Source organism: Psychrobacillus sp. FSL K6-4046, assembly GCF_038624605.1.
Classification (GTDB): domain Bacteria; phylum Bacillota; class Bacilli; order Bacillales_A; family Planococcaceae; genus Psychrobacillus.
In genome coordinates this window covers 2,592,901-2,613,837 of sequence record NZ_CP152020.1, presented here as the reverse complement: position 1 = coordinate 2,613,837, position 20,937 = coordinate 2,592,901, and the positions used below count along the sequence as shown (strand labels likewise).

General features: G+C 37.9%; 19 protein-coding genes and 1 pseudogene. 15 read left to right on the top strand and 5 right to left on the bottom strand.

Going from position 1 to position 20,937, the window contains the following annotated elements:
• Positions 1-23 precede the first annotated feature (23 nt).
• Positions 24-905: an alpha/beta hydrolase gene (locus tag MKY09_RS13000; protein WP_298470602.1), complete on the top strand. Its 882-nt coding sequence runs from the start codon at positions 24-26 to the stop codon at positions 903-905.
• Positions 902-1,840, top strand: coding sequence for a Gfo/Idh/MocA family oxidoreductase (locus MKY09_RS12995; protein WP_342566837.1), 939 nt, complete (start codon positions 902-904; stop codon positions 1,838-1,840). The genes MKY09_RS13000 and MKY09_RS12995 overlap by 4 nt, the downstream gene beginning before the upstream one ends.
• Positions 1,841-2,527: 687 nt before the next feature.
• On the opposite strand, the gene MKY09_RS12990 is transcribed toward MKY09_RS12995, so the two are convergent.
• The 4 genes and pseudogenes from MKY09_RS12990 to MKY09_RS12975 all read right to left on the bottom strand — a co-directional run bounded on the left by MKY09_RS12990 (position 2,528) and on the right by MKY09_RS12975 (position 6,816).
• The gene (locus MKY09_RS12990) at positions 2,528-3,718 is read right to left on the bottom strand and encodes a M14 family metallopeptidase (protein ID WP_342566836.1); all 1,191 of its coding nucleotides are present in this window, start codon (positions 3,716-3,718) and stop codon (positions 2,528-2,530) included.
• A gap of 106 nt (positions 3,719-3,824) precedes the next feature.
• Positions 3,825-4,307, bottom strand: coding sequence for a ribonuclease E activity regulator RraA (rraA, locus tag MKY09_RS12985; RefSeq protein WP_342566835.1), 483 nt, complete (start codon positions 4,305-4,307; stop codon positions 3,825-3,827).
• Between the two features lie 246 nt (positions 4,308-4,553).
• Positions 4,554-4,820: pseudogene (locus tag MKY09_RS12980) on the bottom strand (transposase); the annotation flags it as partial.
• A gap of 301 nt (positions 4,821-5,121) precedes the next feature.
• Positions 5,122-6,816 carry an NFACT RNA binding domain-containing protein gene (locus MKY09_RS12975; protein ID WP_342566834.1) on the bottom strand — a complete coding sequence of 565 codons (1,695 nt, stop codon included), beginning with the start codon at positions 6,814-6,816 and terminating at the stop codon, positions 5,122-5,124.
• A 379-nt stretch (positions 6,817-7,195) separates the two neighbouring features.
• Between MKY09_RS12975 and gmk the strand changes: the two genes are divergently transcribed.
• From gmk to MKY09_RS12915, 12 genes are all read left to right on the top strand, one after another.
• Positions 7,196-7,816, top strand: a complete 621-nt coding sequence (gene gmk / locus MKY09_RS12970) for a guanylate kinase (RefSeq protein WP_342560498.1) — start codon at positions 7,196-7,198, stop codon at positions 7,814-7,816.
• Position 7,817: 1 nt separating this feature from the next.
• The gene (gene rpoZ, locus MKY09_RS12965; protein ID WP_169358547.1) at positions 7,818-8,042 is read left to right on the top strand and encodes a DNA-directed RNA polymerase subunit omega; all 225 of its coding nucleotides are present in this window, start codon (positions 7,818-7,820) and stop codon (positions 8,040-8,042) included.
• Positions 8,043-8,202: 160 nt separating this feature from the next.
• The gene (coaBC, locus tag MKY09_RS12960; RefSeq protein WP_342560499.1) at positions 8,203-9,411 is read left to right on the top strand and encodes a bifunctional phosphopantothenoylcysteine decarboxylase/phosphopantothenate--cysteine ligase CoaBC; all 1,209 of its coding nucleotides are present in this window, start codon (positions 8,203-8,205) and stop codon (positions 9,409-9,411) included.
• Complete coding sequence (priA, locus tag MKY09_RS12955; RefSeq protein WP_342560500.1) at positions 9,408-11,819, top strand: primosomal protein N'; 2,412 nt, start codon at positions 9,408-9,410, stop codon at positions 11,817-11,819. Before coaBC ends, priA begins: the two co-directional genes overlap by 4 nt.
• A 25-nt stretch (positions 11,820-11,844) precedes the next feature.
• The gene (gene def / locus MKY09_RS12950) at positions 11,845-12,336 is read left to right on the top strand and encodes a peptide deformylase (RefSeq protein WP_342560501.1); all 492 of its coding nucleotides are present in this window, start codon (positions 11,845-11,847) and stop codon (positions 12,334-12,336) included.
• Positions 12,333-13,274 (top strand): methionyl-tRNA formyltransferase, encoded by a 942-nt coding sequence (gene fmt / locus MKY09_RS12945; protein WP_169358551.1) that lies wholly within the window; start codon positions 12,333-12,335, stop codon positions 13,272-13,274. Before def ends, fmt begins: the two co-directional genes overlap by 4 nt.
• Entirely contained in the window at positions 13,271-14,623 is a 1,353-nt protein-coding gene (gene rsmB, locus MKY09_RS12940; RefSeq protein ID WP_169358552.1) for a 16S rRNA (cytosine(967)-C(5))-methyltransferase RsmB, read from the top strand. The genes fmt and rsmB overlap by 4 nt, the downstream gene beginning before the upstream one ends.
• A 38-nt stretch (positions 14,624-14,661) precedes the next feature.
• On the top strand, positions 14,662-15,399 hold the full coding sequence (locus MKY09_RS12935) for a Stp1/IreP family PP2C-type Ser/Thr phosphatase (RefSeq protein ID WP_169358553.1): 738 nt from the start codon (positions 14,662-14,664) through the stop codon (positions 15,397-15,399).
• Positions 15,400-15,401: 2 nt separating this feature from the next.
• Complete coding sequence (gene pknB / locus MKY09_RS12930) at positions 15,402-17,396, top strand: Stk1 family PASTA domain-containing Ser/Thr kinase (RefSeq protein ID WP_169358554.1); 1,995 nt, start codon at positions 15,402-15,404, stop codon at positions 17,394-17,396.
• Between the two features lie 11 nt (positions 17,397-17,407).
• Positions 17,408-18,289, top strand: a complete 882-nt coding sequence (gene rsgA / locus MKY09_RS12925) for a ribosome small subunit-dependent GTPase A (RefSeq protein ID WP_169358555.1) — start codon at positions 17,408-17,410, stop codon at positions 18,287-18,289.
• Between the two features lie 3 nt (positions 18,290-18,292).
• Complete coding sequence (gene rpe, locus MKY09_RS12920; RefSeq protein WP_169358556.1) at positions 18,293-18,961, top strand: ribulose-phosphate 3-epimerase; 669 nt, start codon at positions 18,293-18,295, stop codon at positions 18,959-18,961.
• On the top strand, positions 18,958-19,611 hold the full coding sequence (locus MKY09_RS12915; RefSeq protein WP_342566833.1) for a thiamine diphosphokinase: 654 nt from the start codon (positions 18,958-18,960) through the stop codon (positions 19,609-19,611). Before rpe ends, MKY09_RS12915 begins: the two co-directional genes overlap by 4 nt.
• A 170-nt stretch (positions 19,612-19,781) precedes the next feature.
• On the opposite strand, the gene rpmB is transcribed toward MKY09_RS12915, so the two are convergent.
• Positions 19,782-19,970, bottom strand: coding sequence for a 50S ribosomal protein L28 (gene rpmB / locus MKY09_RS12910; protein ID WP_142605779.1), 189 nt, complete (start codon positions 19,968-19,970; stop codon positions 19,782-19,784).
• Between the two features lie 591 nt (positions 19,971-20,561).
• Here rpmB and MKY09_RS12905 point away from each other — a divergent pair.
• The gene (locus MKY09_RS12905) at positions 20,562-20,924 is read left to right on the top strand and encodes an Asp23/Gls24 family envelope stress response protein (protein WP_169358559.1); all 363 of its coding nucleotides are present in this window, start codon (positions 20,562-20,564) and stop codon (positions 20,922-20,924) included.
• Positions 20,925-20,937 lie beyond the last annotated feature (13 nt).

Genomic DNA, 20,937 nt, shown 5'->3' with positions numbered 1-20,937 from the left:
AGTAGTGGGTAGGGGGTTGTTTAGTGGAAAATATACTATTATCAGATGGTTGTAATGCGATTAATTTTTATGAAGTGGGTGATCGACGAAATCCCTTAATTGTTTGTTTACATGGCCTAGCTGGAAATGCACCATATACATTTGATCAACTTTCAACATTATTGGAGAAGGATTTTTATTTTATTATGGTCGACCTACCTGGGCACGGACTTACAAGTCCACTAAGTAGGGAAAGTGACTATTTATTCTCATCATTGGCTCAGTGGCTTCAAAAATTAATTAGACAAATAACTGATAAGCCTTTTTATATACTGGGACATTCCTGGGGAGCTGATATTGCACTGCACTACAGTAAGTTATTCACGGAGAATATATTAGGTGTGATAATGTTGGATGGAGGATATACCTTTCCTGTCAATCAACCAGAGATGACATATGAAGTTGCACTTTCCGGTTGGAATACATATATGGATCAATCTACTTTAGTAGAATGGGAAACAGTTTTAAAAGAATATAAGGAGTATACAAGCAAGTGGGATGACCGAAAAGAAAAATATGTTCGGACACTATTTTACAAGGAGAACAACCTTTTCACTTTAATTCCCTCTAAGTTTACTATTCTTTCTATTATTAAAGCCTTTTTCACTGAGCCTTTCACAAGTGCCTACCCATACATTCAAGTGCCACTTTTACTCTTGCATGCAACATTGCCGAGAACTCTTGATAAAGCCCGAGGTGTTGGATTTAAGCAGCTAGAAGAATCAATAAGTGAATTGGCAATAATAGCTATGGAAAACGCTGGACATATGATTCAATGGGATCAACCAGAACAAACAGCTTTAGAAATTAAAAAGTGGGTTATGCAACAAAAAATGAAGAAAAATGAAGAGGAGTTATTAGGATGACAAAGACTACTTTTGCACTAATCGGAACGGGGATAGTTGGAGAACGTATCATTAACCAAATAAAAACTAATCCTAATTGTGAAATTTTATCTGTTTTTGATGAAAATAAAAAAAGACTGAGAGAAGTTGCTGAAAAGTATACGCTACCGGAAGCCTCTACGCTAGAAGAACTACTAGAAACAAAGCCTGATTGGATTTATATAGGAACACCCCCAGTTAGCCACGCACCGATTACAGAAAAGGCAGCAGCCTATGGATTAAATATTCTTTCTGAAAAGCCACTAGCACACGATGCGCAAGATGGAGAAAGAATGGTTAAAGCCGTGACCAAGGCAAACGTACATACAGCCATGCATTTTCCTTTAATGTACAGTCCAGTTATACATAGTCTACAACAATCGATTTCAGATGGTTCATTAGGGGATATCCTTAAAATTGAGCTACATACATACTTCCCTCATTGGCCTAGAAAGTGGCAACAAAATGCATGGATCGCATCTCGTGCGCAAGGTGGTTTTATAAGAGAGGTATTTCCACATTATTTACAACTCTTATATCGTTTATTTGGGAATTTCACGATAACAGCACATCATACGACATATCCTCAGGATGCAGAGCTTTGCGAACTTGGTGTCTCTGCCTTGGCAAAAACGGATAGTGATATTCCTATTGTTTTGAATGGCTTATCAGGGATAGGGCAGGAAGAACGACTAGAGTTTAAAGTATTTGGAACGAAAAAGGTTATCACGATTAGAAACTGGTCCGAGTTATGGGAAAGTGAATTGGATAAAGAGGCAGTACAAATCACTCCATCTACAGTGTCTGATGGAATAATTGAAGCATGTCATCAATCGAGGATCGGTGAAAAGTCTACATTAGTTTCCTTTGAAGAGGGTTTGAAGGTACAGGGATGGATTGATGAATTATTAAAGTAAATCATAATTGCTATTTCTATGGAAGCACATGCACATCCTCTAAGAAATAACGAAATTTGTACACCTTTAATTATATTTGTTTCCACTCTAGTCGGATGCAACTGCTATTTACGATAAGTCACTTTATTGTTTTAAGCTTTGTTAAAGTTAATGGATGATTTTGACTAACCATTCTTTTTTATAGTGACTGTAAACATTATAAAAGGGACATTCAAATGATTATTAAGATTATAAATAGATGGTGAAATTGGGATTGGGTACAGTTTTTCGGCTTTGTTTATGCGAGTAAATTTTTTAGCGATCGATTCTAAAGCTGTTCCCGTTTATTGATTGGAGTGCCAGACGGCGACTCCTACGGGATGAGTGAGACAGATAAGCCATCACAACCACGCGCGCAAGCGATGGGTGATGGCTTATCGCTCACCCCGAGGAAAGCGTCCGGCTGGTGCGAAAAATCAATTCTACTCTCTGATTTAAGATTTCTTTGCATCATAAATCAACCCTACCCTTTAACCTAGCTTAGTTTTAATAAGCTAGGACATAACTATTAAATTAAAAAACCGTGAAATCTGCAACATGATTTCACGGTTTTATTTCTTTGAAAAGACACTGATTTCTTGTAGTACGTCTCTCCATTACTACATGTTGTTTTAAGGAGAGTTATGTCCAATCCTCTTATGTTGCTCCTCACAAATACAGTGCTGCAAGAAAAATGCCTAATGCATCTTCATAAATTTCATCAAATTGGGTTAGTGGTAGGGGGTTCGTACCAATGCCTAGTTCGATAGTAAAACCAGGTCTTCTCCAGTCTTGGATAAACCAGTCCTTATAGCCCGCGTAGCTATTGGTAGTTTCTATTGGAATGTAGCCGCTCGCTTCACCGAATTGTATGGCTAGAACTTCATTTTCGGGAGGCTGAAGATTTTCAAATCCCCAGTAAATGACTTGACCCTGGGTATGAAAAGGGAGTACTCGAACGAAATCTCTTCTTCTCGTTAAATCTGCCATTGCGATAGCTTCGGGCTGTGTTAATGGAGCTTCCCCGCCATAATCTCTTGGTCCTGGAGATTTAGGATTCCGATCTCTTTCTAGCTCCCATAACGCAGGAAATTGATCATTTAAATCTACCCCGTTTATATTGGCCTTCCACCCTGAAAAGTTAGTACTTCCCTTATTCCATTCAATCACATTACTTCGATAAGGCTCGTCGGATGGTGGACCATTAATTACTAAATCCACTCCGTCTGGATTAACCATGGGCACTATGGAAAGAAAAGTTTGTTCGTACAAAGGTGTAGTTTGAATTCCTCTAATGGTGTTCCTATTAGTCAGTGAAAGTAAATAGTCATCTAAGAAGGTCATGATGATAGGAGTTGTAATCCATTCGTTGGCATGAAAGGAACCATCAAAATGGACTCGCTTGTTTCCATTCCCAACTACTATTTCCTGGAGTTCTTTGCCCATAACAGAGTTGCCAATAGAAGAAATTTTTAAAAATGGATACACGGTTTGAAGGCGTCGAATATCAATGACTAAGGAATTGTAATCATAATTTCTTTTACCGGTGACTACTCTCCAAGTAATTCTCAAAGGGATTTTAATCGTTTGTCCGACTTGTAATGAGGTTGGGGTAATATTTGGGTTAGCTAAAAGAATACCCTCTACTGATATTTTTCTACTCTGTGCAATAGCCCAAAGTGATTCTCCTCTTCTAATTTGATAAGCTAATCCTACATATCCTGGTATTTGAATTTGTTGTCCAATGAAAAGGTTTTGAGGGGATATATTCTGGTTGGAATCGAGAATTAGTTGTAGGGGAATATCAAACAACTGACTAAAGTAATAGAGGGAATCTCCTTGTCTTACAAAAACATCCATGCACTTCCTCCACTTCTTTCGATTCATCATAAAATTATATGTAAAAGAAAAGGAAAGATATGACTTCAAAAGAAAAACGTGCGAAATTTATTTCGCACGCAAACTTTTAGTCTACCAATTTTCTTTTTGCAATTACTATTCCATCTTCGTCTGCATATAAATAATCTCCTGGATGCCAATCGATGCCTAAGAAAAACAGTGGTATATCCACTTCACCTGTTCCTTCTTTTTTACTTTTTAAAGGATTACTTCCGAGGGCTAGAATGGCTATGTTAAGCTCAGTTAGTTCCTTTGAATCTCTCACGCATCCATTAATCACAATCCCGGAAAGGTTTCTATTTTCGGCTATTCCAGCTAAACGGTCTCCCATTAGGGCGCACTTTTTAGATCCTCCACCGTCCACGACTAGAACGCTTCCCACTGGAATGTCTTCTAATGCTTGATTTATTAAAATATTATCTTCAAAAACTTTAACAGTACAAATGGGACCAGAAAAGCTAGTTTTTTTACCGTAGGATTTAAATTCAGAACCTAGGACTTGGATCTCGCCTGAATATTCATCACATAAATCTGCTGTGCTAAATGTCATTCATTTAACCTCCTGGTTTTAAAAAATATATTTCTACCAATTTACTACTTATTTTAAATATTTGCAAAAATTTAAAAGGAATAGTTTTCAAGACAAAAAAGCGACTGATAGAGTTATCCTACCAGTCACATAGTGAAGACAAAATGTCTCGAGTGTTTCATCTCTCGAGGCATTTTGTCATTTTCAAAGGAATGGTATGCGACTTCCCTTTGAGTGTTGAAGATGCGGTAGAAAATCTGTTCAAAGATATCCGAATCCTAAAAACCAACGATACTCCATATTCCTTTCGATTTCTTTAATCGTTTGACGCATGGAACGGATTCCGAATGTATATTGAATAAATGTCATTTGTGACAGTACGACAGGGTCGATGCTTGGTCGGCCAACAGCAGAGTATAGATGTTCTACTAATGGATAAATAAAGTTAAAATTAATGGCAGCATCCAGCTTGCGGATCAGGTGGTCCTTAGGTACAAGTTGTTCACGCTCATTCATTTGATTGCTCGTCATCATGGTTATCATCGCCTCAGAATAATGGGAAATGTATAAGGACACCCTATTCTAGTAGCCGATACAAGTCGATTGGAGCGGAAGGTGCGAAGACTCCTACGGGAACAGCACGAGCCGAAGCACCCGGACTGAGCGCAGCGAGGGAGAAGGCTGAGGCCGTGCCCGTGGAAAGCGTAGCGCCTATAGCGGAAATCGATGATTTCTTAGTATGTATGGTAAATAGAAAAAACTGTAGACAATCTCCAATTTCTTTGAATTTGTCTACAGTCTGCGACTGATAGAGTTATCCTACCAGTCACTTTGTTTATTTTTTCATATGTCTAATTTTTTCTTCATCTGGTGTAACGAACAAAGTAGTTTGTTCGAAGTAAATGACAAAGCCAGGCTTCGATCCATTTGGCTTTTTCACTTGTTTGACTACTGTATAGTCAACTGGCACCGAAGAAGATTCACGGGCTTTACTAAAATAAGCTGCCAGGTTTGCTGCTTCTGATAGGGCTGTTTCAGATGGGTTATCTGAATGTATAACAACATGAGAACCAGGTATATCCTTCGTATGCAGCCAAGTATCCGTTTTCTTCGCTAGCTTAAATGTCACATAATCATTTTGCTTGTTGTTCTTACCAACTGAAATTTCTGTGCCGTCAGAGGCAATATACTTTTCAGGTGTTGGTTTTACAGGCTTTTTCTTCTTTTTCGAAGCGCGCATTTTCAGCAAGCCTTGCTCCATTAACTCTTCTCGAATCTCCTCGATGTCAGTAGGAGATGCCTGCATGACTTGTTGTTGCAATAGCTCAAAATAGGCGATGTCATCTTGGGTTATTTCTAGCTGCTGTTCAATCTTTAATAAGGCAGTTTTTGCTTTTGTATAGCGGTTGTAGTAACTTTGAGCGTTTTGGGTGGCTGTCTTTCTATCATTTAATGGAATGACAACCGTTTTTTCATTTTCATCATAATAGTTAACTAATTCCACTTCGGACAAACCTTTATCAATTGCGTATGCATTTGCCATTAGCAATTCTCCGTACAATTGGAATGTATCTAGCTTTTCAGCCTGTTCGAAATCCTTTTTTAATTTCTTCATTTTTAACTTTAGCTTATTTAGTTCATTTTGTAGCCATCGTTCTAAATCGCCGGCTTGCTGCTTCACTCGATCACGTTCAGCTTTGGCAAAATAAACACGGTCTAACAAGCTGCCTAAATTTTGTTCGTCAAACTTAGTGCCATCTAAATGATTTAAAGCATTAGGTGAATAATAAGTTTTACCGTTTATCTCTACGATTTGCTTTGAGGTACCACCTTGCATAAATTCACTTATATAGGATTTATAAACATCCAGCTTTTCAGTAGTATTAGTAATTTCGTTCATGCGATATATCAATTCCTTCGCATGAAGTGGAGAAAACCCTGAAATCTTCTCTACTATTTCTTTAGGGTCTGATGTATTGAAAATCACATTTGTTAAATCCTCGGAATATACTAGTGGGTTCAGCTTGTTCTGTGTAGGTGGTGCAATATAGGGCTGACCAGGCAAAATGGTTCGATAGCTATTCATCGAAGGAGATAAGTGTTTAATGCTTTCTAGGATCAAGTTTCTGCTAGGATCTACTAATAACAGGTTACTATGACGGCCCATTATTTCCATGTGAACCTCGCGGGTAATATCATCCCCGATTTCATTTTTGCTTAGTACTTCTAGTATAATAATTCGATCCGTTTCATGTTGGCGAACCGCAGTAATGATTCCGCCCTCTAGATGCTTGCGAAGTACCATACAAAACAGTGGAGGAGTAGCTGGGTTATCGATCGATTCATGAGTGAGTTGTATTCGAGAATAAGAAGGGTGTACAGAAAACAATAGTTTAAAGTTTTTCCCTTGAGCTCGTATTTGCATAAGTATTTCTTGTGCATTTGGTTGGTGTATTTTAGAAATACGACCTGTTACAATTTGTTGTAATTCAGTTTTCATTGAAATGGTAAATAATCCATCAAAAGCCATAATAATTCCTCTTTCAAAACAGTTTTTTATATTCATTTAAAATTGATTAAACTATGTTAGTTTGGTAAAAATGCAGAGAATATGATTTTTTTACAATTGGAATAAGAAGAGTGGACTAAAAAACTACCTGCATAGGCGAGTTTATCCTCTCACCGATTAGTTTCTCTATCATGAGAACTCAATTATAGCTTAAACTTGTATATCTTTAAGCAAAACTATCTCAAACGTTAAAATCTAAAAATTGTTAATATAGCTAAAGTAATAAACAAGTCCTTGCTTTTCTTTTAATCTTATCATTTTATAGAGGACTTGTGTTATAATCAGTAAAGTATGTATTAAAGTTAGTATTCGGAGATAGCATGTAATTGAAGGAGAAGTTATGCGAAGAGAAAAAGGGATATTAATCGTTTTATCAGGTCCATCCGGAGTGGGTAAAGGAACTGTAAGAAAAGAGTTGTTCTCTGAACCGGGAACGAACTATGAGTACTCCATATCCATGACTACAAGGCTCCCACGCGAGGGTGAAGTAGATGGTGTGGATTATTTCTTTAAAAAGAAGGCAGAGTTTGAAGCCTTGATCGAGCAAGGTAAATTGTTAGAGTATGCATCTTATGTAGGAAACTACTACGGTACTCCAATTGACTATGTGAATGAAACGTTAGACTCCGGTCGAGACGTTTTTTTAGAAATTGAAGTTCAAGGAGCTGCTTTAGTACGCGAAAAAGCTCCAAATGCCTTATTTATTTTCCTTGCGCCTCCTAGTTTAAGCGAGCTCGAGCAACGATTGATAGGTAGAGGGACGGAGACAGAGGATGTCATCAACTCCCGTATACTAGCTGCTAGGCAGGAACTAGAAATGATGCACTTATATGATTATGTTGTAGAAAATGATGAAGTTACAAAAGCTTGCGCAAAGATTAATGCAATTGTAGCTGCGGAGCATTGCCGCCGTGAACGTGTGGAAAAAAGATATTTAGCCATGTTGGAAGGGGAATTTTAAAATGTTATATCCATCAGTAGATTCATTAAAAAACCAAATCGATTCAAAGTATTCATTAGTAAGCGTTGCTTCTAAAAGAGCACGCCAGTTACAAGAAGAAGGCGGAGAGCGCCTAGGTATTTACGTTTCAGCGAAGCAAGTTGGTAAAGCACTTGAGGAAGTAGCTGCTGGAGAGCTTAAAATCGAATCCACTAACGAAAATGCTGTATACGAGGATGAAGTATAAGTAACTCTATTTAGCTTGCGTTAGACATCAGCTAAAGTAATAGTTAAATGCCTCAACGGATACCTTAGGAGTAAACGCCAAGGCGAATCGGATGAAAAGACACCTCCCAAAGAATGTATCTGTTCTTTGGGAGGTTGTTGTTTAGAGAGGGGATTAATAAATGATAACTTCTAAGAAAATTCTTGTTTGTGTGACAGGCGGGATTGCAGTTTATAAAGCAGTTGCGCTAGTAAGTAAGCTAACGCAGGCTGGCGCAGAAGTGAAGGTAATGATGACACCATCCGCTATGGAATTTGTGACACCATTAAGTTTTCAAGCGATGTCAAGAAATGATGTATACTATGACACGTTTGATGAAAAAAATTCGCAGGTTATTGCACACATAGATTTAGCAGATTGGGCGGATTTGGTGCTCGTTGCTCCTGCAACAGCTAATACTATTGCCAAGCTTGCTAATGGGATAGCGGACAATATGGTTACCACTACTCTTTTAGCAACAACGGCAGATGTCTGGATTGCGCCTGCTATGAATGTACATATGTACGACCATCCAGCAGTAAAACGGAATATTGAACAGCTTTCAAAAGACGGATATTCATTTATCGAGCCATCTGAAGGCTTTTTAGCATGTGGTTACGTTGGAAAGGGAAGATTGGAAGAACCAGAAAAAATTGTAGAGTTAGTCGAAACACATTTTTCTCCGAAAGACTTACCTCTAAAAGGGAAAAAGGTAGTCGTAACTGCAGGTCCTACAAGAGAAAAGCTAGATCCTGTTCGATTTTTAACTAATTTTTCAAGCGGTAAAATGGGATATGCTATGGCAGAGGCTGCTTCTAAATTAGGAGCAGAGACTATTCTCATTTCAGGTCCAGTTGCAATAGATGCTCCTCAAAATGTAAAGCTAGTAAACGTCGAAAGCACAGAGGATATGTTTCTTGCAGTCCTTAATCATTTTGAAACAGCCTCTATAGTAGTGAAAACAGCAGCAGTAGCGGATTATAAGGCGAAAGAAATACACCCTCAAAAGATGAAGAAAAAAGAGGGGGAAGTTACAATCGCTTTGGAAAAAACTACGGACATATTATCAGAGTTGGGAAAACGTAAAACAAGTCAAATATTAGTTGGCTTTGCAGCTGAAACTAATGATGTTGTGCATTATGCAAAAGGTAAGTTAAAAAAGAAAAATGCAGATTATATAATAGCTAATGATGTGACAGAAGAGGGTTCTGGTTTTGGGACAGAAACGAATGCCGTAACTCTTGTTGGAAAGAATGATATCGATATTCACTTTCCACAAACCAGTAAGAAGGAGCTAGCCCTTCAGTTATTCCGCATGATAATCGAGCTAGAGAAAGATGAGACTCTATGATTGTAGAGGTTATTGTTGATGTAGCTGCATATCCGATTGACCGCCCGTTTGATTATGTAGTACCTGAACATTTGGAAGACTTAGTAGAACGAGGTAGCCGGGTTCATGTTCCTTTCGGTAATCGAAAAGTGCAAGGGTTTATTACCAATATCAAAGGAGAAACAGATATAGATCGAACAAAACTTAAGGAAGTTCTATCGATTATAGATGTTGAGCCAGTTATTACGGAAGAATTGCTAGAGTTGTCTAAATGGATGACAAAGAAAACTCTTTGCTATGAAATTGACGCTCTTCAAGTAATGCTTCCAGCTGCCTTACGAGCATCCTATAAAAAAAATATTAAGATAGTTGACTCTACCCAATTAGATGAAGAGATTCTAGCGCTTTTTGGAAAGAAAGAAGTTCTTCCTTATGAAGCTTTTGAAAAAGCAGGAATGCTACGTGTGATGAAAAGGCATTTAACAGAAGGTAGTCTATTGCTCGAAAATATTATTAAGCAGCAAACAAGAGTTAAAACAGTTACTAAATATACGCTGGTTGAAGATAAAGAATTTATAATAGATCAACTAAATAAACTCACCAAACAAGCAGTAAAACAAAAAGAATTGATTGAGTGGCTTCTAGCACAAGAACAAAACTCTTTCACTATGCAAGAAATAATTCAGACTGCCGCTGTTAGTAATGCTACTGTTCATGCACTTATTAATAAAAAGATATTAGTGAAAGAGCAAGAAGAGGTGTATCGGGAGATTACTTCACTTGACTATCAAGATCGTGATAACCGAGTACAGCTAACTAATGAACAGAAGGCTGCATTATCTAAAATTACAAATGCTCAAAATAATAGAGAAAACACTACCTTTTTATTGCACGGTATAACAGGCAGCGGTAAAACAGAAATCTATCTTCATGCAATAGAAAAATCTATAGCAGAAGGAAAACAAGCAATAATGCTGGTACCTGAGATTTCATTGACACCCCAAATGACACGACGTTTCAAGCTGCGCTTCGGGGACCAGGTGGCAGTAATGCATAGTGGCCTATCAACCGGCGAGAAGTTTGATGAGTGGCGTAAAATTTGGCGTGGTGAAGTAATGGTTGTTGTTGGAGCTAGATCAGCAGTATTTGCTCCATTTAAGGATTTAGGTGTCATTATTTTAGATGAGGAACATGAGTCCTCCTATAAGCAAGAGGATACACCGCGCTACCATGCCAGAGATGTTGCAATTTGGAGAAGTGAGTATCATAAATGCCCGGTTATTTTAGGCAGTGCCACCCCCTCCTTAGAATCCTATGCACGTGCATCAAAAGGGGTATACACTTTACTAACTTTAACAATGAGGGCAAAAGAGCAAGCTTTACCAACCGTCAATATAGTGGATATGCGTGCGGAGCTAAAAAGTGGGAACCGTTCTATGTTTAGTGTTCCTTTAGCAGATGCCATTCGAGAAAAACTAGAAAAGAAAGAACAAATTGTACTCTTTTTAAATAAGAGAGGTTTCTCTTCTTTTGTTCTTTGTAGAGATTGTGGAACAGTTGTAGAATGCGACCAGTGTGATATTTCTTTAACGTATCACCGAGAAGGCGAACGATTAAAATGTCATTATTGCGGACATGAGGAGCCAGTGCCTCATCAGTGTCCGGAATGTCAGAGTGAACATATCCGTTTTTTTGGCACAGGTACGCAAAAGGTAGAAGAGGAAATTACTAAATTATTTCCTTATGCCAGAGTTTTACGAATGGATGTTGATACTACTAGAACGAAGGGATCGCATGAACGCATTCTGAAACAGTTTGGAGATGGCGAGGCAGACATTCTATTAGGAACACAGATGATAGCAAAAGGACTGGACTTTCCTAATATCACTTTGGTAGGTGTCTTGAATGCCGATACTACTCTCCACCTTGCGGATTTTAGAGCTGCTGAAAAAACATTTCAGCTAATGACACAGGTAAGTGGTCGAGCAGGAAGACACGATAAGGAAGGTATTGTATTCATCCAAACGTATACCCCTGAGCACTATGCGATAGAGTACTCTAAGGACCAACTGTACGAGCCCTTTTATCATAATGAAATGATTATGCGTAAGCAATATGAATATCCACCATTCTATTACGTGACATTAGTGCAAGTTACGCATGAAAATGTTCTTCTTGCAGCAGAATACGCGAAGCTTGCTACCGATTGGTTACGAGGTAATCTATCGAGCACGAGTATGGTAATAGGGCCGACTGCAAGCGCAATTAGCAAGATACAAAATAGATATCGCTACCAATGTTTGATAAAATACAAACAAGAACCACTATTAATAGAAAAACTACAGCAACTGATTAAAATTTACCGTACGGAGTGGATAAAAAAAGGGGTTATACTTACAGTAGACTTAGATCCCTCCACTATTTTATAGGCTGTTTGAAAAGAGGAATTTAGAAATGGCAATTCGATCAATCGTTACACACCCTAATGAAATATTAACCCAAAAATGTAAAGAAGTTCATGCATTTGATGAGAAACTTGGTAAGCTACTAGACGATATGTATGACACAATGATTGCTTCAGATGGTATCGGTCTTGCTGCGCCCCAGGTTGGAGAAGCCATCCAAGTGGCGATTGTAGACTTAGGAGAAGGTCAAGAGGTAATTGAAATGATTAATCCCGAAGTAGTCGAAATAGGTGGATCAGAAGTGGAAGTGGAAGGATGCCTAAGTTTTCCTGACATTTATGGAGAGGTAGAGCGTCCATTTTATGTGAAGGTAGAGGCTCAAGATCGTGATGGCTCTTTATATGAGTTAGAGGCAGAGGACTACGAAGCAAGAGCAATTTTACATGAAATTGATCATTTACACGGTATTTTATTTACCTCTAAAATAATTCGTTATGTTGATATGGAAGAGTTGGAGAATGAACAGGAGGATGAGCTATGACTTCTATCGTATTCATGGGCACACCTGCTTTCTCAGCACCAATCTTACGCATGCTAGTTGAGGAAGGCTACGAGATTAGTGCTGTTGTGACTCAGCCTGATCGACCAGTAGGTAGAAAAAAAGTGTTAACTCCTCCTCCGGTAAAGGAAGAGGCTTTAGAGCTTGGATTACCAATCATTCAGCCAAACAAGCTAAAGGGATCTGAGGAACTCAATCAAATCCTTAACCTGGCGCCAGACTTGATTGTCACTGCTGCCTTTGGTCAAATTTTACCGAAAGAATTACTAGAAGCTCCCAAATACGGTTGTATCAATGTGCATGCATCCTTACTTCCAGCCTATCGTGGAGGAGCCCCAATACACCAAGCAATTATAGATGGACAAGAAAAAACAGGTGTCACTATTATGTATATGGAGGAAAAACTCGATGCAGGGGATATCATTTCTCAGCGTGAAATTCCTATTACACATCTAGATGATACTGGAATTCTGTTTAACAAACTAAGTGAAGTAGGAACTCTCCTTTTAAAGGAAACATTGCCATTAATCATTACGGGCAGAAATGAACGAATTGTCCAAGATGAGTCTCTAGTTACCTATGCAAGAAATATTTCACGCGAACAGGAAAGAGTAGATTGGACTAAGTCTGCAATAGAAATTCACAATCAAATCCGTGGTCTTCATCCGTGGCCTGTAGCATATACCACATTAGATGGACAAACAGTGAAGCTTTGGAAAGCAGACACGATTGATACAGATACAATGGAATTACCAGGGACAGTCGTAAAAATTGAAACAGATTATTTTGTTGTTCAAACTGGTTTGGGAGAAGCTATCCGAATTGATGAGATACAGCCGGCTGGGAAGAAAAAAATGTCTGCAAATGACTATTTGCGAGGCGTAGGTTCTAAATTGCGAATAGGAGACAAATTTGAATGACAAAAAAGAATGAAAAAATATGGACAGGTAATGTAAGAGATGCAGCATTAACTATACTAATGGCTGTTGAAAAACAACAAGCTTATAGTAACTTGTTGCTACATCAAACAATTGAAAAGTATGACATTGAACCAAAAGATCGAGCCTTATTAACCGAGTTAACTTATGGAACGCTTCAACATAAAATGACATTAGATTACTACCTTCAGCCCTTTATAAAAGGTAAGCTGGATGACTGGGTTAGACAACTTCTTCGATTGTCCTTATATCAAATACACTATTTATCGAGAATTCCAGACCATGCAGCTGTAAATGAAGCGGTTAACATTGCTAAGCGAAGAGGACATAAGGGAATTTCCGGTGTAATTAATGGTATTTTACGCTCGATCCTTCGAGAAGGCGTCCGTTCCACGGAAGAGATTCAAGACAAGGTAGAGAGACTTTCTATCGAGACTAGTCACCCAATGTGGATGGTGAAACGATTTATTTCCGAATATGGTTTTGAAACAACTGAGCAAATGCTTAAAGAAAATAACGAGCCTCCTGTGACTACTTTACGTGTTAATTTATTCAAGCGAACAGTAGAACAAGTTATGCATTTAATGACTCAAGAAGGATATGTCGTGGCAAAGAGCGAAGTTATTCCAGAGTGTATTTATTTGTTCAATGGCCAAGCAGCTAAAACGACAGCTTTTCAAAAAGGTTTTGTTACCATTCAAGACGAAAGCTCTATGATCCCGGCCTATGCTCTTCAAGCAGAACCAGGAATGACCGTATTAGACATGTGCTCTGCACCAGGCGGAAAAACGACACATATAGCTGAAAAAATGAAAAATACTGGAAAGCTTGTAGCGATGGATATTCACCAGCATAAATTGAAATTAGTAAAAGAAAATGCTGAAAGACTAGGCTTTAGTTTTATTGAAACAGTTGAAAAAGATGCACGCCAAGCGTCAGAGTTATTTCCAGAGCAAACGTTTGACCGTATTTTAGTTGATGCTCCTTGTAGTGGTCTAGGGGTCATGAAAAGAAAGCCTGACATTAAATATACGAAAAGTGAAAAGGATTTCGATTCACTGAAGCCGATACAACTAAAATTATTAGACGAAGCATATACACTTTTAAAGCCAAATGGTTTAATAGTTTATAGTACGTGTACAGTGGACCGTGAGGAAAATGAAGGTACGGCCAAGTTATTTATGGAAAAACATCCAGATATGGAACTAAAAAGTTTTCCAGACGTTGTAAAGAATATAAAGCAACAAGAAGAGGATGGTATGTTACAGCTGTTTCCTCAAGACCTGAGAAGTGATGGATTTTTTGTGGCAGTTTTTCAAAAAAAGAGCTGATTGCAACGGGCTCTATCTATGAAGAGGTGAAGGGATAAATGAGGTTCGTTGTTAAAACTGATGTAGGCTTGAAAAGAACCATTAATGAGGATCGTGTAGGTGTATTTAAACGTGAGGATGGTCGTATTTTAGCTGTTGTAGCGGACGGAATGGGTGGTCATAATGCTGGAGATGTAGCTAGTGAGATGGCTATTACTGAGTTCGAAAAGTATTTTCATGCTTACAATCCTTCTGTTGTTCCAGCAAAAGATTGGTTAATGTACACGTTTCAAACCATTAACCAACTAATCGCCCAACATTCATCCTCTAATACAGGGTGTGAGGGTATGGGAACAACTTTAATTGCAGGTTTGTTTGAAAACAGCAAAGGGATTATAGCTCATATTGGGGACAGTCGCGTTTATCAAATTACACAAAACTTGGTTCGGCAAATTACAAGAGACCATTCTTTTGTAAATGTCTTACTCGACTCTGGGGAGATAAATGAAGAACAAGCAAAAACACACCCTATGAAGAATGCAATTATGAAAGCAGTCGGAACCGAACGAACTATTCACCCTGATTTTTTTGAAGTAGAATTTGCAGCGAATTCATATTTTCTTTTTTGCACAGATGGTTTAAGTAACAAAATAAGTGAATCCTATATACAGCACTTGCTATACTCAAAGAAATCTCTTTACGAAATGGGAGATGAATTAGTAGAGGAAGCTAATAAGTCAGGCGGAGAAGATAATATATCCCTGATCTTGTTAACGAATAAGGATGAGGAGGTGTAAGGATGTTAATCGGCAAAAGAATTAGCGGCAGGTATAAGTTGCTAGAGATGATTGGTGGAGGCGGCATGTCCAACGTATATTTGGGACATGATATGATCTTAGACAGAGACGTCGCAATTAAGGTTTTGCGATATGATTTTTCTAATGAAGAAGAACTGCGTCGTCGCTTTCAGCGAGAAGCACTTTCTGCCACAAGCCTTACTCACCCTAATATAGTTAATATCTACGACGTAGGAGAAGATGAAGATATTCACTATATAGTTATGGAACATGTTAAAGGTGAAACATTAAAACAATACATACAGCATAATGCCCCGGTTTCGCCCGTTAAAACAATTACGATTATGAAGCAGCTAACTTCGGCTATTTCTAATGCACACAATAATCATATTATTCATCGGGATATAAAACCACAAAATATTTTATTGGATGAACAAGAAAACGTGAAAATAACTGATTTCGGCATAGCGATGGCTTTAAGTGCGACTTCCTATACACAAACTAACTCCGTTTTAGGAACCGTGCATTATTTGTCTCCAGAACAAGCCCGTGGCGGTACTGCTACTAGGGAATCGGATATTTATGCGCTAGGAATTGTGTTGTTTGAGTTATTAACTGGACAGCTTCCTTTTTCAGGAGAGTCAGCTGTATCCATTGCATTGAAGCATTTACAGGCGGAAACTCCATCGGTTAGAGCTATCAATCCAGTCATACCACAAAGCCTAGAAAATGTTGTCCTAAAGGCAACTGCAAAAGATCCTAGAAACAGGTACCGTTCTGCAGAGGAAATGGAAAGAGACTTATCAACTGCCATGTCACCAGAAAGGTCCAATGAACCAAAATTTGTTGTTCCTGTAGACGATGGAGCTACGAAGGTTCTTCCGGTTATTAAAGAGCCTGTTTCTTTTGAAGATGTTGCAGAAACTAAAAAATTACAAACGGAGGATAAGCCTCCTGAACAAACAAAACCAAAGAAGAAAAGAAGTAAATGGAAAATAATAACAGGGATAATAGCTGGCCTTATCTTGCTAGCATTAATCATCATCGTAGCTTTCCCTGGGTTGTTTAAACCGGACAAGATAGAAGTTCCTCCTGTAGCTGGCTTAGCGGTCGAAGATGCTATAAAGCTACTTGAGTCAGAAGGCTTTATCATTGGAGAACAAATTTTAGAATTTGATGATGAGGTCGAAAAAGATCATGTCATAGGTACAACACCAGAAGAAGGAAAAATGCGTGACGTAGAAACTGAGGTAGATATAATTGTATCCCAAGGGAAGGAAACTTCTGTAATGGGTGACTACGAAAATCAGGATATCACCCAGGTTATAGCTTTGCTTGAAAAACAAGGCTTTAAAATTGAGGAAGATAAAATCTACTCTTCTACAACGGCGGGTACCATTTTAAAGCAGGAGCCTGAAGCTGGACAAGAAATAATTCCAGAAGAAACAGTTGTCCGTTTTCAAGTAAGTCTTGGACCAGAAATGATTACTTTGAGAGACTTAAGGGAATACAATGAAAAGAATTTAAACGAATATGCAACAAACTCTGGATTAAAGGTCGTTAAAACAAAAGAAGTAAACCACGATACAATTCCTAAAGGAGCAGTTGTAGAACAATCTCCTGGGCCAAACTCGAAAGTGGCAAAGGGAAGTACGGTTCAGGTAGTGATTTCTTCGGGGCCAAAAGCTAAGCCAACTAAGACGTTTGTAAGAATTGTGCCAATTCCTTATTTGGAGCAAGAACTTGATGGTGAAGGGGAAGAAGGAGAAGATGAGGAAAATCCTGAACAGGAAGTTGTTCCTCAAATAATTCAAATTTACATTCAAGACAAAACGCATAAATTTACTGACCCTCCAGTTGAAGAGTTTGAAATTACATCGGCAGTAGAGAAAAAGATTTCACTAGAAATTGTGGAAGGCGAGGCTGGCGGATATCTTATTAAAAGAAATCAAGAGGTACTCGAACAGAAAACAATAAAATATGAAGATATAGATTAGGGAGGCATAGGATGCCAAATGGTCAAATAAGAAAAGCACTTAGTGGTTTCTATTATGTATATGATAATGGTAAAGTGATTCAATGTAGAGGGAGAGGGGTCTTTAGAAATAGAGGCGAATCTCCTCTAGTTGGTGATTTTGTTGACTATACAGTCGAGGGAGAGAACGATGGTACTATAACTGTCATCCACGAAAGAAAAAATAACTTAGTTCGTCCACCGATATCGAATATTGATCAGGCCATTTTAGTTTTTTCTATTAAAGAACCAGACTTCAATACGATATTATTAGACCGTTTTCTAGTAGTGCTAGAATCCTTTTACATTGAGCCAATCATATGCTTGACGAAAAGTGATTTGATGGATACTAAGATGGAACAAACAATGAAGGATTATATCAACGATTATGAAAATATTGGTTATGAAATATTAATGACCTACAAGGATGATCCAGATTTTAACGATAAAATAACCCCTATTTTAAAAGGGAAAACTACTGTACTAGCAGGACAATCAGGGGTAGGGAAATCTACTTTATTAAATACAATTCTCCCTTCCTTAGATTTAAAAACAGGAGTCATATCGGATGCTTTAGGACGTGGGAAGCATACAACCAGACATGTAGAACTAATCGAGGTTTGTGATGGGCTTCTAGCTGATACCCCTGGTTTTAGTTCTTTTGAATTTGATTTAATGGAAAAAGAAGAGCTCTCTAGTTGCTTTCCTGACTTTGTAAAACGACAGGACGAATGTAAGTACCGTGGGTGCCTACATGTTAATGAGCCAAAATGCGCTGTAAAAAAAGCAGTAGAGCTTGGAGAAATTAAAGAATACCGATACAAACATTATTTACAATTTTATGAAGAAATAGTAGATAGAAAGCCGAGGTACTAACTTATGGTAAAGATTGCACCTTCTATTTTAGCAGCAAATTTTGCAAAACTTGGAGAAGAAGTATTAGAGGTAGAAAAAGCTGGAGCTGAGCTTATTCATATAGATGTGATGGATGGTCATTTTGTTCCAAACATAACGATGGGACCGATTGTCGTAGAGGCTTTGCGACCACTTACGAGCCTTCCATTGGATGTACATCTTATGATTGAAAATGCAGATCAATACATTGAGGCATTTGCTAAAGCTGGAGCTGATTATATAACAGTTCACGTAGAGGCTTCACCACATCTTCACCGTACAATTCAGCTGATTCGTTCATTTGGAGTGAAGCCAGGAGTTGTGTTAAATCCACATACACCTGTCGAATCAATTATGCATGTATTAGAGGATGTTGATATGGTTTTATTTATGACTGTCAACCCTGGATTTGGTGGTCAGAAATTTATACATTCGGTCATTCCTAAAGTAAAACAACTTTCTCAGATTATACAGGAAAGAAATCTTTCTATTGAAATTGAGATTGATGGAGGAGTCAACGAGGAGACAATTATTCCTTGTGTGGAAGCAGGAGCAACTATTTTAGTCGCTGGATCCGCTGTTTATAATGCACCTGACAAAGGAAAGGCACTTCAAAGAATAAAAGCTGCAGGATTGAGTGTGGCTTCAAAATGAAGCGTGTCTTCATCTGCGCAGGTGGTCCTGTAGAGGAAGTTGTTGATCTTAGACAGCTTCCTTTTTTACAAGAGGAAACAATCTTTATTGGGGCTGATAGAGGTGCCTATCATTTGCTGAATGCTGATATTGTTCCAACTGAGATTATTGGAGATTTTGATTCTATTAGTTATAAAGAGTTGGATACACTACGTAAACACGTGACACATGTATCTATAATGCCTTCTGAGAAGGATGAGACAGATACGCGTTTGGCTTTATTAGAAGCAATGAAATATAAACCAAACGAAGTTATTTTAACTGGTGTAAGTGGTTCTCGTTTGGATCACTATCAAGCAGCTCTTCATGATGTATACCACTTTCAACGATTGCATCCTGAAGTCTCCTTTTATATCCAGAACAACAAAAATAAGCTTCAATTTCTACTTCCTGGAACACATAAAATAGATCAACAAGAATACAAATATATATCTTTTTATCCTTTTGGTGAAGGACTGGAAGACGTTACACTAGACGGATTTTTGTATAATGTGGAAGAAGAACCAATAAATTATGGCCATGCAAAGTTTACTAGTAATGAACAAGTAGAGCGAACAAGTACTATCTCCTTTAAGTCAGGCATATGTTTAATGATAAGAAGCAGTGACTAAAAGGGAGGAAATTCGTGTGAAGGTCTACACATTTAAATTACCTAAATCTGTTAGTAGTTTAATGAAGGTTTGTATTCGTCTTTTTAAAAAGGATGAGGAAAAAAAATAGTTTTAAAAAGAAATAATGCCAGGTCGACAATTTGTCGGCCTGGCATTAATTATGAGAGCGATTATACGCGCTCAATTTTTCCTGATTTTAAAGCTCTAGCAGAAACCCATACGCGTTTAGGTTTACCGTCTACAAGAATACGGACCTTTTGAAGGTTTGCCCCCCATGTACGCTTAGTAGCGTTCATTGCGTGAGAACGAGCATTACCAGAACGAGCTTTACGCCCAGTGATTGCACATACTTTTGGCATTATAATTTCCTCCTTTAAAAAAGAAGCTGAAAGATTTTCAGTTCGATATTTCACATACTTTAATAATTTACCACAGACTCTTTTGATAAGCAAGTATATCAAGAAAAAAACCTTTACACTATAAAATAACAGTTTAGCTTCAGTAGTTACTTGCAGTGTCGGGGTTTACATAGTTACTATAGTAACAGATGGCGTTTATACTGGAAAAATATTTTACTAAAAAATAACTGCATAAATGAATTTAAGAAACTAAGAGGTTTCAGGTTACTTGAAAAATAAGATAAAAAAGCAGGAGAAGAAATTGCTGATTTTCACTTTCTGCTTGATGAGCAATATGGATGCCCGTCATTAGCATACTCGAAAGCAATTCTGAATTATTTTTATTCAAGTCATAGAGCACCTTATTGCTATAATTACAGGTTGTATAGAAAATAACGTATAATGTATAAATCAAACCATCTTTTTTTTGAAAAGGAAGCGCTAAATAAAAACCACTTTTGCAAAAAGTAGACGAATAGAAACGTGTCTTTTATAATTTTAAAGGGTGTAGTACAATAAGGGATAGTCAAAAAGGACTTGGGAGGTTTCAACATGTCAATAGAATTAACAAATGAATTTGGGCACATTGATATATCACAAGATACTATTGCTCAAATTGCAGGCGGAGCAGCGATTGAATGCTATGGAATTGTTGGTATGGCATCAAAGCATCAAATCAGAGATGGTTTAACAGATATATTAAGAAAAGAGAACTTTACAAAAGGTGTAATTGTTAGACAGGAAAAAGATGATTTACATATCGATATGTATATAGTTGTAAGTTACGGAACAAAAATTTCTGAGATCGCTTATCAAGTCCAGTCTAAAGTTAAATACACGCTAAATAAATCTCTTGGTATGTCGGTGAAATCCGTAAATGTTTACGTACAAGGAGTTCGCGTGGCAAACGTGTGATTAAGGAGAGAAA

Coding starts and splice junctions, on each gene's coding strand:
- rpe (WP_169358556.1), top strand. CDS start 18,293: ATGGTAAAGATTGCACCTTCTATTTTAGCAGCAAATTTTGCAAAACTT.
- gmk (WP_342560498.1), top strand. CDS start 7,196: ATGCGAAGAGAAAAAGGGATATTAATCGTTTTATCAGGTCCATCCGGA.
- rraA (WP_342566835.1), bottom strand. CDS start 4,307: ATGACATTTAGCACAGCAGATTTATGTGATGAATATTCAGGCGAGATC.
- rsmB (WP_169358552.1), top strand. CDS start 13,271: ATGACAAAAAAGAATGAAAAAATATGGACAGGTAATGTAAGAGATGCA.
- rpoZ (WP_169358547.1), top strand. CDS start 7,818: ATGTTATATCCATCAGTAGATTCATTAAAAAACCAAATCGATTCAAAG.
- pknB (WP_169358554.1), top strand. CDS start 15,402: ATGTTAATCGGCAAAAGAATTAGCGGCAGGTATAAGTTGCTAGAGATG.
- fmt (WP_169358551.1), top strand. CDS start 12,333: ATGACTTCTATCGTATTCATGGGCACACCTGCTTTCTCAGCACCAATC.
- MKY09_RS12905 (WP_169358559.1), top strand. CDS start 20,562: ATGTCAATAGAATTAACAAATGAATTTGGGCACATTGATATATCACAA.
- MKY09_RS12975 (WP_342566834.1), bottom strand. CDS start 6,816: ATGGCTTTTGATGGATTATTTACCATTTCAATGAAAACTGAATTACAA.
- MKY09_RS12995 (WP_342566837.1), top strand. CDS start 902: ATGACAAAGACTACTTTTGCACTAATCGGAACGGGGATAGTTGGAGAA.
- rpmB (WP_142605779.1), bottom strand. CDS start 19,970: ATGCCAAAAGTATGTGCAATCACTGGGCGTAAAGCTCGTTCTGGTAAT.
- MKY09_RS12915 (WP_342566833.1), top strand. CDS start 18,958: ATGAAGCGTGTCTTCATCTGCGCAGGTGGTCCTGTAGAGGAAGTTGTT.
- coaBC (WP_342560499.1), top strand. CDS start 8,203: ATGATAACTTCTAAGAAAATTCTTGTTTGTGTGACAGGCGGGATTGCA.
- MKY09_RS12935 (WP_169358553.1), top strand. CDS start 14,662: ATGAGGTTCGTTGTTAAAACTGATGTAGGCTTGAAAAGAACCATTAAT.
- def (WP_342560501.1), top strand. CDS start 11,845: ATGGCAATTCGATCAATCGTTACACACCCTAATGAAATATTAACCCAA.
- rsgA (WP_169358555.1), top strand. CDS start 17,408: ATGCCAAATGGTCAAATAAGAAAAGCACTTAGTGGTTTCTATTATGTA.
- MKY09_RS12990 (WP_342566836.1), bottom strand. CDS start 3,718: ATGGATGTTTTTGTAAGACAAGGAGATTCCCTCTATTACTTTAGTCAG.
- priA (WP_342560500.1), top strand. CDS start 9,408: ATGATTGTAGAGGTTATTGTTGATGTAGCTGCATATCCGATTGACCGC.